The following is an 11,178-nucleotide window of genomic DNA, read 5'->3' as shown; positions in this document are numbered from 1 at the left end:
CTTGCGCTGGAGCATCGAGGTGGAGCCGAACTGGGTGGAGACCACCAGCTCAGCGGCGTCGATCACCTTGTTCGGGGGGTTGTGGCCGGACTGTGCCGGGCGCTCGTCGATCTCGGTCATGCTGGTGCTGCCTCCCTGGTGAGGTGAGCGAGCCCCGGTCCCCGCCTGGACAGTGAGTGCCGGGGCTCGCGCAGAAGTCGGTGAGCTGTGCCGCGCGCCGTCGCGCAGCGTGTGGTGAGGGGAGCGGGCCCCGGCCCCCGCCTGGACAGTGAGTGCCGGGGCCCGCGCGTGGGGGGTGGCGGCCGCGCCGGGAGATCAGCGGATCAGGGCGGCGGCCAGGACGATGCCGAGTCCTCCGAGGCCGAAGAGGAGCATGTTGAGGATCAGCCAGGTGCTCTCGCGCATGGCGAGTCCTTCCGTGTGAGCGGGTGGGGACGGGGTGCGCGCGCTGGGTCAGCCGACCAGCGTCAGGGCCGGGTCGCCGCCGTGCTCGCGCTCGGCTTCCTTGATGCGCTGGCGGCACCAGGTCTCCCCGCGCACCATCCGCATCTGCTGCTCGGGGATCTCCTTCTCGAAGTAGCGCTGGACGTCGCGCCAGCCGACCTCGCGGCCCGCGCGCAGCTGCTCCAGCACCCACTCGCGGGCCGCGCGCTTCTCCGCTTCGGCCTGCTCCGGCGTGGCCGCGCGAGCGGTCTCCGCAGCGAGCGTGCGGGCCGCGCGCGCCTGCTTCCCACCGGCCCCGTCAGCGGCCTTCTCGCGGCCTCGCACGAGCGGGGGGTTGTTGGGCGTGACCTGCGGCTTCGCAGCGCGCGTGCGGGCCTCCTGCGCGCCCCGCGTAGCCTTCTGGTCGGCGTTTCCGCTAGCGGAATTGATCTCCCTCCCGGACGCCTTCGCGCGGTCCGCGCGGCTAGCGTTCGCGGGGTCCGCGAGGATCCGCGCGATGGCCTGCGGGTCGATCGCCCACGCCTCGCCGGGGCCGACCTCGCGGACCGGCTCGACGGGTGCGGCGAACAGGTCCAGCGACGCCGTCAGGCGCGGCTCGCACGCCTTCTCCGCCGCCTCGGCGATCTTCTCCGCGAGCCGGTTGTGGCGCTTGAGGGTCCGCTTCGTCAGGCCCGGCTCGGTGCCCCGGATCTGCCGCCACGCGATCGCCCACGCCTCGCTCTCGCTGAGCGCGGGGATGGTCGCGGTGCGCAGCCACGAGGCCCGGCGCGAGACCCGCGGGTGCCGGATCCGGCGCTGCAGCGCGAGCTTGATGTCGGCGGCGTCGCGGCCGCCGGCGGCGTGGCTCTGGGAGTGCATGTAGATCTCCCAGACCGCGACGCCGAACAGGCTGGACGCGGCGAAGACCACGGCGAGCTGCGGCTTGTCCAGGTGGTGCCAGGCGTTGAGCGCTGCCGCGACGGACGCGAACAGCCAGGTCATCACCGTGTAGAGCTTGGCGGGCTTGTTGTTGGCGACCGCCCACTTGCGCAGCCAGGCCATGGCCCAGGTCGCGCCCTCGATGAAGACGGGCACCAGCAGCGCCAGGACCCAGATCACGCCGAGGCCGACGACCGCCGAGAACTGCCCGGGGAAGGCGAACGCGATCGAGGTGATCACCACGGTCATCACCCACGGCAGCGGCTGCCCGATCGCGGCGGACAGGCGCTCGTTGCGGGCCTTGCGGGCGGCGGCCGCCTTTTCGCGTCGGCGGGCCCGCTCCTCCAGCTTCTTGGTCTTCGCCGCCTGCTTGCGCAGCTCCTTGCGCTCGGCGGCCTTCTCGCGCGCCTCCTCGATCTCGATCGAGGTCAGCGCGTTGGTACGGCGGGACTCGGCGGCGGCCTGTGCCTGCGCCGCCTTGGCCTTGACCGCGTCCATCTGCTCGCGGCCGCGGTAGGTGGTTGCCTCGCTCATCGCAGGCCCTCCAGGTTCAGCGCGGCGTACGCGGCCTGGGCCGCCCGCTCGCGGGGGGTCGTGATGGTCGTCAGGGACGGCCGGGGCGTCTCATCGGGCGTGCGCCCGTGGTCCTCCGGGCCGTCGGGGGAGAGGTCGGGGGTCTCGAACCACCAGCCGCCGCCGTGGTCGTCGCAGCAGGGGCAGATCGTGTCCTGCCAGATCCGGCCGCGCTGCCACAGCGAGTGGGCGAGGTTGCCGACCGCGTCGGTGCCGAAGCTGGCGATGCCGTAGATCACGGCGATCGTCCAGAGCCAGTACGGGGTGTACCGGCCGAAGTAGGTGCCGGCGGCGATCAGGGCCAGCGGGGCGAGCCCGATCCACGCGTGGTGGGCGCGGGCCAGGAGCCACTGCTTGGGCTGGGAGACCATCAGGCGGACGCCGTCGATGTTGACGGCGGCGTTCAGGAGCCAGCGGGCCAGCCGCTGCCCCCGGCTCACCGCGCGCTCCTGGCGACCGGCGCGGCGGTCATCGACCGCTCGAAGAGGAGCACGGTCACAACTGCGGCCGCGAGGGTGACGCGGCCGGCGGCCGGGAGGTTCAGGCCCGCGATCCAGGCGCCGCCCGCTATGGCCAGCGGGCCCCGGATCCACATGGACAGGGAGTCGAGCGCCTGAGCGGTGCGTTCGCGCAGCTCGGAGACGATCGCGGTGTGCGCGGCGTCGGCGACGGCCAGGCCGATCACGGCGATGACGGCGAGGGTGCGCTGCCACCAGGTGGTCTGCAGTCCCAGCGCCCAGGCGCCGCCGCAGGCCACGAGCAGCAGGTAGATCCAGGTTCCGAAGGGGGTCTTCATGCCGCCCGCCCCTTCCGGCTCGGGGCGAGGCCGGCGCCGCTGCGGGGCAGCGGGACGACGTCGGCGGAGGCGGCCTGGACCGCACGGCGGCGGCGGGCGACCGGCTTGCGCCGGCGGAAGTAGAAGTCGTTCGCGGCGTCGATCTCGTTGCGCTGGTCGGCCGGGCCGTAGCCCTCGGCGACGAACTCGGCGAACGCCTGGAGGTCGTCCTTGGTGGGGGTGAACTCCCCGAAGCCCATCGCGGCCTCGGCGAACTCGCTCTCGCTCACGATGCGCTGTCCTGCGACGATGATGTCCACGGGTCGGTTTCCTCTCTTGGACGGCCCGTGCGGCTCCCCGGTCTTGCTTGCAGGCCGGCCGGGGAGCCGCGTCGTGCTCGGGCGTGGGCAGTGGTGCGTGGACGGGGAGGGGATCGCACCCTCGCCCCCGCAGGGGCTCCGACTACGGAGCCGTCCTTGGGTCTGCCATCCGCCGTGCCCCAATTCACCTCCTCACCAGGGGCTTTGACGGAGACCTATTCGGTTTTCAAGGAGCATTCGGTTCCGCTCGGGTGTCCTGCCGCGACAGTCGCGCGGTGGTTACCAGCCCGCATTTGCGGCCGTTTTAGACATGGCTGTGCCGTGACGCTCCGTGAGTTGCCTCACTCGGCGTTGCCTTGCGGGAATGACATTCCCAGTATTGCGGACCGCTGTCAATCCGCCTCGCGCGTTGCAATACTGTGATTGCGAGTCGCCGTGATCCAATCACAGGACTGTGGTTCACTGGTGGCGCCCGAGACGGAGGAGATCAGCGGACATGCCGCCGAAGTGGAAAGACCTCGCCGACGCGCTCGCCGCGCAGATCAAGAGCGGCAAGTACGCGCCGGGCGACCGCCTGCCCAAGATCGAGGACCTGGCCAGGGAGAAGGAGTGGGCGAAGACCACCGTCCACCAGGCGTACAAGGCGCTGGAGGCTCAGGGCCTGGTCACGTCGTCCCGTGGTCACGGGACTGTCGTGCGCGAGCGTCTGTCTCTGGCAACCGGCGCCGAGCGTGAGGAGCGCAGTCGGCTGACCGGGTCGTCGTGGCGGGCCGGCGAGCGGTCCGACTCCCACATGGCCGGGATCGTCGCCGCGCCCGAAGACGTCGCCGAGGCCCTGGGGATCACGGCGGGCGAGCCGGTGCTCCGGCGCTCTCGTACGTACCGCGACGAGCACACCAACGCCGTCATCTCGCACTCGACCTCGTGGATTCCGGCTGCCTTCGCCGACGAGCTGCCCGAGCTGCTGATGGGCAAGCGGCTGCCCAACGGAACGTCGATCGACGTGATCACGCGGCACACCGGTCGCCCGGTCGCCCGCCGGATCAGCGCCATGTGGGCCCGGATCACCTCGCCCGCCGACGCGGGACCGCTGGAGATCCCGGAAGACACGCGGGAGGCCGTCATCGTGCTGACCGTGCGAGTCATCGACAGCGGCGGCGTCGTCATCGAGTACGGCGTGGACATCGGGGGTCCCGGCCGCCGCTGGACCAAGGAGGAGAGCACCGCATGATGCCCTCGCTGCTGGACGACACCCTCATGCACGTTGCCGAGGAGCGCCTGGGGGCCCTCCTCCAAGCACAGGACCGGGGAGAACTGACCCCGGCTGGACAGACGGAGATCACGCGCATCATGCGGACCCTGGCAGGGCGAACCGGCCCGACCCGGCTGATCCTGATGGCCGGACTGCCCGGCTCGGGGAAGACCACGGTCGCCCGGGAGCTGGAGGCCCGGGGCTTCCTGCGGCTCTGCCCCGACGAACGGGTCTTCGAGCAGCACGGGCACTACGGACGGGACTTCCCCCGCGGTTCGTACAAGATCCGGGAGCGCCCCATCCTCGGCGAGATCGCGACCGAGCTGCGCACCGCGCTGGCCGCCGGCCGGGACGCCGTCCTGGACCACGGACTCTGGACGGCCGCCGAGCGCCAGGAGTGGCGCCAGCTCGGCGAGGACGCCGGAGCCGTGGTGACGCTGTTGTACCTGCCCGCCACCCACGACGAGCTGTGGGATCGCATCAAGGAGCGCAACGCCTCCACCTTCGACGACCCGAACGCCATGTACTTCAGCGAAGAGGACCTGCTGCGGCACGGCGCCCGGTTCGAGCCGCCCGGGGCCGACGAACCGCACGTCATCTACACCGGAAGCCTCGTCCCCGTGATCGAGGGCTCCGCATGATCGCGAACTGTCCAGCACAACGCGCCTCCCAGGACTGCCGGTTGAGTGCTCACGGTGCTCCGGAGCGCGAAGTGCCGAAAGTGACGAACGCTGGTGATATTGAAATGTCCCCGCCGTTTGTCACCACCGCTGGCCGGTGCTCGCGTGCCAGACTCGCGGGCAGGACCCGCCGCTGGACGCTGGGCACCTCCAGGTCGGACCGCATCCGTTGCGGGTTCCGTACGGGAGGAGAGGGGACCTCGATGGCTGACGACCGTCCGGACTGGGCCCGTCGCATGGTGGAGGAGCGGCTAGTCCGCGGCTGGAGCCAGGCCGACGCCGTTCGCGCGCTGATGCCACGCCTGGACGCCGACGCGCCCGCCGAGCACGACATGCTGCGGCAGTGGAAGCGCTGGGAAGCCGGCGAGAACTACCCACGGAAGTACGCGTCGGCGATCGCGGCCACCTTCGGCACGACGACGTACGCGTTCTTCCCGATGGCGAGCAGGCGGGACGGGCGGGCGGAGGTCCAGGCCGTCAGCGGCATGGACACCGTCGACATCGTCTCCCGGCTCCGGGCGAGCGACGTCGACACCGCGACGCTGGACGCGCTGCGGATCACCACAGACCGGCTGTGCACCGAGTACGCGTACCTGCCCGCCGAGCAGCTGCTCACCGAGGGCAAGGCGTGGCTCGGCCGGGTGGCGAACCTGCAGCACCAGCGGCTGACGCTCGCGCAGCACCGCGAGGTGATCGCGCTCGCCGGGCAGCTCGCGCTCCTGGTCGGCTGTGTCGAGTACGACTCCGGGCTCAGCCGGGCCGCCGAGGCGACGCGGCGGGCGGCGCTGGACCTCGGCGGCGAGGCCGGTGACCCGGGCATCGTCGGCTGGGCTCATGAGATGAAGGCGTGGTTCGCGCTGACCGCCGGGGACTACCGGGGCGTCATCGCGGCCGCCGACGCCGGACTCGCGGCTGCGCCGAAGCACAGCGTCGCCGTCCAGCTGTACGCGCAGAAGGCCAAGGCGTGGGCGCGGATCGGCGACCGGCAGCAGACGGAGGTCGCCCTCGATGCGGGCCGCCAGCTGCTGGAGTCGCTCCCGTACCCGGAGAACGTGGAGAACCACTTCCAGGTCGACCCGGCGAAGTTCGACTTCTACCGCATGGACGCCTACCGGCGCGTCGCAGAGGACGGGCTCGCCGCGCAGATCGCGGGCGAGGTGATCCGGGCCAGCACCGACTTCGACGGCACGGAGAAGGCGCCGATGCGGATCTCCGAGGCCCGGGTGACGCTCGCCGTGGCGGCAGCCCGCGACGGCGACCTCGACACGGCGCTGTCGTACGGAGAGCGGGCGCTGGGCAGCAACCGGCGTTCGGTGCCCTCGCTGGCGATGGTCGCCAGCGACCTCGGCGGTGTCCTGCACGAGCGGTACGCGCAGGTCGGGGAGGCGCAGGCGTTCCTCGCCCACCTGCGAGAACTGCGAGGCCGTCCCATGTGACGGGAAGCAGATCCGGATTCCTGCCCGCCGGGCGGGAGATCGGGGCCTCAGCAACGAAAACACGTGTTCAGGCGTTGGGCCCCGATGTAGGAAGAGGAGGATGAACCAAGCGCGTGTCGCAGCCAGCCCCCACCAGGGCCTCTCTCACGGGTTGCGCCACATGCAAGAAGCCCCGCCATACGGCGGGGCCCCTGACAGTGACGGGCCGGGCTCTCACCTCCGGCCAGTCGAAAGCTCTCCAGTCACGGTGGAGGAAGCTCACTAATGAGCGTACGCAAGACCCTGGGCATCAACCAGCCCATCACGTCATCCGTCAAGGTCATTACGGCGGGTTTTGACCGTTTCAGCCGACGTTTCTCCGGCGAATCTCACGCGCGCGGGGGTGTCCGCTTTGGCGAGTACACCCTGCTCATGACCAACATGCCCCCGCTCACGCGCCCCACTCTCACCCCCGCCGCTCCGGTCTCGGGGGTGGCCCGATGAGCGACTTCGACGAGGACCTGTTCGACGGGTTCGACGAGGACCAGGGCGACGAGCTGGTCGCCGAGGACTGGCCGACGGTGGCCACGCCGGTTCCGGTGTGGGTGCTGCTGTCGGGGTGCTCCCCGCGGGCCTTCAAGATGTACGCGTTCCTGGCGGAACACATCAACGTCAACCTGCGTGACCCGAGGAAGCGGATCGCCTGCCCGAAGCAGAAGGCGATCGCGGCGATCCTCGGACTGAAGGACGACCGAAAGGTGGCGCGCTACCGCAAGGAACTGGAGGCGCTCGGCGCGATCCGAGTGGAGAAGTACCGGTACGCGGGCGGGATGCGCCAGGGCTACAAGTACTTCGTGCGCTACAACCCGCCGGTCGGCTACGACGGCGACATGGTGCTCAAGCAGTTCTACGCCGGGCACCCGGAGTTCCGTTCGGCCGCCAAGTGGGAGGGGCGCACGGAGGCCGCCAAGAAGACGGCGGCGATTCCGGCGCAGGGATCGGGCCCGGCCGGGGAGGGCGCAGCACCGAAGCCCCCGGCGCCGAAGCCGTCCAGGCGCGGGGCCGGCGGTGAGGTTGCGCTGCCTCCGGACGTACTGAAGGTGCTCGGCGCGTTCCGTCCGGAGCTTCGCGCGGCGATGCGGGAGACGGCGCACACCGATGCGCCGAAGACGCTGGTGACGGCGGTGACGAAGGCCCTCAAGGGCCGAACCGCCGAGCAGCTGGTCGACCGGGTACTGCGGCGCTGGACGACGCACGGGTACGAGGCGAAGTTCGAGGCGGGCCAGTTGGAGCGTCCAGTGGGCGCGGCGGTGGCCATGCTGCGGCACGGTGAGTGCCCGGACGCCGGCTGCGAGGACGGCACGGTGCTGGAGAGCGGCGAGGCGTGCGTGCTGTGCATCGAGCGCGGCAAGAACTACAAGGCCGACCACGCCGCTGCGCGGAAGTCGGCGAAGGAGGCGGCGGCCGCCGATGCCCGCCGCGCCGCCCGCGCCATGGTGTGCCCGTCGTGCGAGCAGGACCGGGGCACCAACGGCACGGTGTGCCCGGAGTGCGTGACGGGGATGGAGCGCGACGTCGCCGAGGCCGCCGAGAAGGCGGCGCGCGATATCGCCAGGATGGCGACGGTGCCCGAGGAGTGGAGTGACGCCCGGGCCCGGGTGCTCGCCGAGGCGGCGGCCGCGCGGGAGGACGCCCGGCAAGCCGGGGCGGATCAGCTCGGCGAGCTCCTGGCGGCGCAGCTCGCGGCGCGGGCTGCGGCCCGGGAGGCGCACCGGGTCCGCTTGGCGGCGCTCGGCGGTGACCAGGAGCTGCCTCCGCCGCCTGCCCCGGCTCCTGCTCCGGCTCCGCCCGCGCCCGCCCGGCCGGAGCCGGTGAAGTGCTCCGGTTCCCGCTGGGACGGCTCGCCGTGCGGTCGGCTCACGGAGGCCCCGGACGGCCTGTGCGGCGTCTGCCGGGGCGCGCAGAACGTGCAGCAAGCGGACGACCTGGCCGCCATCCACTGACGGGACGGGGAGGGCCTGCGGGGTCCTCCCCTCCGCCCCTGTAGTCCCGAGACCCGGTTCCCCTGGATCGCCAGGATCGGACCGGGATTTTGGCGTTGCCGCAGGGGTTGCCGTGACCCCACCGCCTGTCAGCGGACTACTGACACGCCCTGCTTCGCATTCGACGCCCCGCCAGCACCTGCCGCCGGCGGGGCGTCGTCGTGTACCCGCACCGCCGTCCGCAGGGCGGCGCCGACCGAGACGAGGACGCTGTGATCGCCATCCACGGAGCCATGCTCGCCACCGCTGACGACTTCCACGGGCCCGCCGCCTACCTCGCGCTGTGCGCGGTGGCCGGGCTGCAACCGACTGCCGAGGGGTACGGCCTGCTCCTGGTCCTCGACGCCGACGGGCGGCCATACACGGCGGTCACATGCGACGTTGACTACGTGCGGCTGCTGCTGGACGCCTGGGGGACCGCCCTGCAGGCCGGGGAGGAGCTGCGCATCGAGGTGCCGACGGAGAAGGTGCTCGGGCACATCCCGGAGTGGCCGTGGATGTGGGTGGGCCTGACCGCCTGGCCCGCCGGGGCCTGCCCGCCGGCGGGGGAGCGACCGGGCGGGACCAGGGGGTCGGGAGCCTGAAAACCGGCACCGCCCGGTCCCCGGTTTTGAGGCCCGGTTTTCGCCCCCCGACCTGAAAAACCGCAGGTCACTCCGGAGGTTGCGTTAGAGCTACCTCCGGAGGTTGCGGAAACGACACCTCCCGGGGGCGCGGAAACGACACCTCCCGGGGGGGCCAAAACGACACCGCAAAACGAAACCAAGGTCATCGGTACCAAGGTCATCGAAACCAAGATCGGGGTTGCGCCTTGCGGCGCGTATGCGCCGCTGAACGCCGTAGGCCAACTACCGGTAGGTGCGCGCGAGGCGCGAGGGCGGCTCCGCCGCGTTCGTCGGCGCCGCGGCGCCGAAGGATTCCGCCCCCTCATTCCCCTAACAGGCCCTTGCGCGACCGTCCCCAGGGGGTCTGATGCTCCCGGTACTGGACACATCGCCACGTTCCGAGGCGACCCTCTCACGCTGAAAGCGCAGGTCGGAGCCGCAACCACAATGGAGCCGCACCAGAGCGATCAGCGGAGCGTGGCACCAGCCCGCTTCGCGGGCGCGAGGGCCTGTTAGGGGTCAGTGGATAGGGGCGCGGGCCCCGTCACCCGTTCGGGTGACGGCCGGTGCGGGGCTGACCGCATCGTCGTGGCTGAGGTGATGACGGGGCCCGCGCCGTGGGTGGCTGAGGTGAGTGCGTACGTCCAGGTCAGAACTGGAAAGCGGACGCGCTTCGCGCGGCGACTGGAAGAAGCAGGGCGGCGCGTCCGTAGATCGCCGTCTGACGGCCGTTCTCGGCTCGGGGCGGGAACGGGGCCGCCGCCGCATGATCGGCCGCCTGTGGGCCGTACAGGCCCGTTCTCGGGGCTCTCCTGCGCCGAGCGTGGCTGCACGGTGCGTGTGTGGCGGGTGGTGCATCCGGCGGTCGACGTCACGGTGGAGGCCGCAGGAGGGTGCCTGTGCGGCTGCGTGCCGGACGATCACGCTCCCCGCGCCCCTCGGTGTCACTGCGCGCGAGATCGGCGCTCCTGCGGCCGCTGGCGCCGTGACGGGTCGGGCGGGGATGTCGTTGAGCCCCGCATGATGCGCACGAGCCGACTGACCGCCCTCCACCGGGCCGCCCAGGCCAAGCCCGACGCGATCCGGGACAGGCTCGCCGCACGCGGCCTGCTGCTCAGGACCTTCGACCTCTTCCCCGCCATGCACACCCGGCTGCAGCACGCGGCCGCGGTCACCGGCCGGCCCGTCGACGACCTCGTCGGCGAGGCGATCCAGGAGTGGACGGCGGAGGTGCTGGAGAGCGACGCGCCCGCGCGCGCTCACTGAGTACCTTCCGGTTCCCTTCGGTTCTCTCTGGTTCTGGGTGCCGGAAACCGGAACCTCGCGCCGCCCCGGACGGACACGGTGCCGGCACCGTGTCCACGCAGCCTGTCAGCGGAACGCTGACGCCACTCTGCAGTAGCCCACCAGCATGGCTACTCGAACGCCTACAGGTACGCGTACAAAGTCGCCTTCCAGCCAACTCAGCCGATAGCTATGCCATATCTATCCCAGTTGCTTTGTCGCTAGCGGAAATGCACGACGTGGGAGCCGCTGACCAGGTTGGCAACGGGCAACTTGCGTCTTCCCCTTGCCACCTCCAGGACGCTCGGGTGGCATGGGGTCCATGCCGACCTACCGCAGTGAGCTGGAGAAGAAGCTGGCGCTCCTGGACCGCCAGGCCAAGGTGTTCAACCACCACAGGGAGACGGTCACCGCGACCGCCGTGGACCTGGTCCTGCACCATCGGGAGCCCCTCGGCCCCACCGCGACCCGGGCGGGCCTGACCGCGCACGCCCTGCGTCAGGCGCTGCACGAGCACCCGGAGGTCGCCCCGATCGTCTACCCGGAGCGCTATGTGGACGGGATGGCCGGGGAGGCCGGGTTCGCCGTGTCCACGGCGGGGGAGAGTGGCAGGGGCCGCCGGAGGGTCCGGCGGGAAGCGGGAGGGGAAGAGCTGGCATGAGCAGCAACTACGCCGACTACGCGGAGAGCCGGGCCGACCGGGCGGACGACGTGACAGTGCGTGGGGGAGAGGACGCCCTGGCCAGGGCCATCGGGACGGGCCTGTCCGCCGTGGCCTACGCGCTGTTGGAGGTCGCCGACGCGATCCGGGAGAACACCGCCTCCCGCCGGTAGTCCGTACGCGTCGGCGGCGCCCCGGAGCATCGGCTC

13 protein-coding genes are annotated in these 11,178 nt (G+C 71.5%); 9 read left to right on the top strand and 4 right to left on the bottom strand.

Going from position 1 to position 11,178, the window contains the following annotated elements; all coding sequences use genetic code 11:
• Positions 1-453: 453 nt before the first annotated feature.
• Genes GA0115233_RS29770 through GA0115233_RS29755 form a run of 4 tightly spaced genes read right to left on the bottom strand, consistent with a single transcriptional unit; the run spans position 454 to position 3,030 of the window.
• Complete coding sequence (locus tag GA0115233_RS29770; protein WP_011265258.1) at positions 454-1,896, bottom strand: DUF2637 domain-containing protein; 1,443 nt, start codon at positions 1,894-1,896, stop codon at positions 454-456.
• Positions 1,893-2,375, bottom strand: a complete 483-nt coding sequence (locus GA0115233_RS29765) for a hypothetical protein (protein ID WP_011265257.1) — start codon at positions 2,373-2,375, stop codon at positions 1,893-1,895. Before GA0115233_RS29765 ends, GA0115233_RS29770 begins: the two co-directional genes overlap by 4 nt.
• Complete coding sequence (locus tag GA0115233_RS29760) at positions 2,372-2,731, bottom strand: hypothetical protein (protein ID WP_011265256.1); 360 nt, start codon at positions 2,729-2,731, stop codon at positions 2,372-2,374. The genes GA0115233_RS29765 and GA0115233_RS29760 overlap by 4 nt, the downstream gene beginning before the upstream one ends.
• A complete protein-coding gene (locus GA0115233_RS29755; protein ID WP_093723407.1) occupies positions 2,728-3,030 on the bottom strand; it encodes a hypothetical protein in 303 nt (100 codons plus the stop codon). Before GA0115233_RS29755 ends, GA0115233_RS29760 begins: the two co-directional genes overlap by 4 nt.
• Before the next feature lie 496 nt (positions 3,031-3,526).
• On the opposite strand from GA0115233_RS29755, the gene GA0115233_RS29750 reads away from it, so the two are divergent.
• The 9 genes from GA0115233_RS29750 (at position 3,527) to GA0115233_RS41275 (ending at position 11,142) form a co-directional block, all read left to right on the top strand.
• On the top strand, positions 3,527-4,261 hold the full coding sequence (locus tag GA0115233_RS29750; protein ID WP_093723406.1) for a GntR family transcriptional regulator: 735 nt from the start codon (positions 3,527-3,529) through the stop codon (positions 4,259-4,261).
• On the top strand, positions 4,258-4,923 hold the full coding sequence (locus GA0115233_RS29745; RefSeq protein WP_093723405.1) for an AAA family ATPase: 666 nt from the start codon (positions 4,258-4,260) through the stop codon (positions 4,921-4,923). Before GA0115233_RS29750 ends, GA0115233_RS29745 begins: the two co-directional genes overlap by 4 nt.
• Before the next feature lie 242 nt (positions 4,924-5,165).
• Complete coding sequence (locus GA0115233_RS29740) at positions 5,166-6,398, top strand: hypothetical protein (protein WP_093723404.1); 1,233 nt, start codon at positions 5,166-5,168, stop codon at positions 6,396-6,398.
• A gap of 264 nt (positions 6,399-6,662) precedes the next feature.
• Complete coding sequence (locus GA0115233_RS29735; RefSeq protein ID WP_093723403.1) at positions 6,663-6,881, top strand: hypothetical protein; 219 nt, start codon at positions 6,663-6,665, stop codon at positions 6,879-6,881.
• The gene (locus GA0115233_RS29730) at positions 6,878-8,380 is read left to right on the top strand and encodes a hypothetical protein (RefSeq protein WP_093723402.1); all 1,503 of its coding nucleotides are present in this window, start codon (positions 6,878-6,880) and stop codon (positions 8,378-8,380) included. Before GA0115233_RS29735 ends, GA0115233_RS29730 begins: the two co-directional genes overlap by 4 nt.
• A gap of 200 nt (positions 8,381-8,580) precedes the next feature.
• Positions 8,581-9,003 (top strand): hypothetical protein, encoded by a 423-nt coding sequence (locus GA0115233_RS29725; RefSeq protein ID WP_141689587.1) that lies wholly within the window; start codon positions 8,581-8,583, stop codon positions 9,001-9,003.
• Positions 9,004-10,044: 1,041 nt separating this feature from the next.
• Entirely contained in the window at positions 10,045-10,290 is a 246-nt protein-coding gene (locus tag GA0115233_RS29720) for a hypothetical protein (RefSeq protein WP_093723400.1), read from the top strand.
• A gap of 331 nt (positions 10,291-10,621) precedes the next feature.
• Positions 10,622-10,969 carry a hypothetical protein gene (locus tag GA0115233_RS29715; RefSeq protein WP_093723399.1) on the top strand — a complete coding sequence of 116 codons (348 nt, stop codon included), beginning with the start codon at positions 10,622-10,624 and terminating at the stop codon, positions 10,967-10,969.
• Positions 10,966-11,142 (top strand): hypothetical protein, encoded by a 177-nt coding sequence (locus tag GA0115233_RS41275; RefSeq protein ID WP_176711991.1) that lies wholly within the window; start codon positions 10,966-10,968, stop codon positions 11,140-11,142. Before GA0115233_RS29715 ends, GA0115233_RS41275 begins: the two co-directional genes overlap by 4 nt.
• The last annotated feature ends 36 nt before the right edge of the window (positions 11,143-11,178 follow it).

This window comes from Streptomyces sp. DI166 (genome assembly GCF_900091315.1).
GTDB lineage: Bacteria > Actinomycetota > Actinomycetes > Streptomycetales > Streptomycetaceae > Streptomyces > Streptomyces fuscus.
Note: the sequence above shows the minus strand (reverse complement) of the source record. Positions and strands in the feature narration are given on the sequence as shown.

What these genes read in the sequence shown, in the direction of transcription:
- GA0115233_RS29770 (WP_011265258.1), bottom strand. Translation starts at nt 1,896, where the DNA reads ATGAGCGAGGCAACCACCTACCGCGGCCGCGAGCAGATGGACGCGGTC.
- GA0115233_RS29760 (WP_011265256.1), bottom strand. Translation starts at nt 2,731, where the DNA reads ATGAAGACCCCCTTCGGAACCTGGATCTACCTGCTGCTCGTGGCCTGC.
- GA0115233_RS29750 (WP_093723406.1), top strand. Translation starts at nt 3,527, where the DNA reads ATGCCGCCGAAGTGGAAAGACCTCGCCGACGCGCTCGCCGCGCAGATC.
- GA0115233_RS29745 (WP_093723405.1), top strand. Translation starts at nt 4,258, where the DNA reads ATGATGCCCTCGCTGCTGGACGACACCCTCATGCACGTTGCCGAGGAG.
- GA0115233_RS29740 (WP_093723404.1), top strand. Translation starts at nt 5,166, where the DNA reads ATGGCTGACGACCGTCCGGACTGGGCCCGTCGCATGGTGGAGGAGCGG.
- GA0115233_RS29735 (WP_093723403.1), top strand. Translation starts at nt 6,663, where the DNA reads ATGAGCGTACGCAAGACCCTGGGCATCAACCAGCCCATCACGTCATCC.
- GA0115233_RS29730 (WP_093723402.1), top strand. Translation starts at nt 6,878, where the DNA reads ATGAGCGACTTCGACGAGGACCTGTTCGACGGGTTCGACGAGGACCAG.
- GA0115233_RS29720 (WP_093723400.1), top strand. Translation starts at nt 10,045, where the DNA reads ATGATGCGCACGAGCCGACTGACCGCCCTCCACCGGGCCGCCCAGGCC.
- GA0115233_RS29715 (WP_093723399.1), top strand. Translation starts at nt 10,622, where the DNA reads ATGGGGTCCATGCCGACCTACCGCAGTGAGCTGGAGAAGAAGCTGGCG.
- GA0115233_RS41275 (WP_176711991.1), top strand. Translation starts at nt 10,966, where the DNA reads ATGAGCAGCAACTACGCCGACTACGCGGAGAGCCGGGCCGACCGGGCG.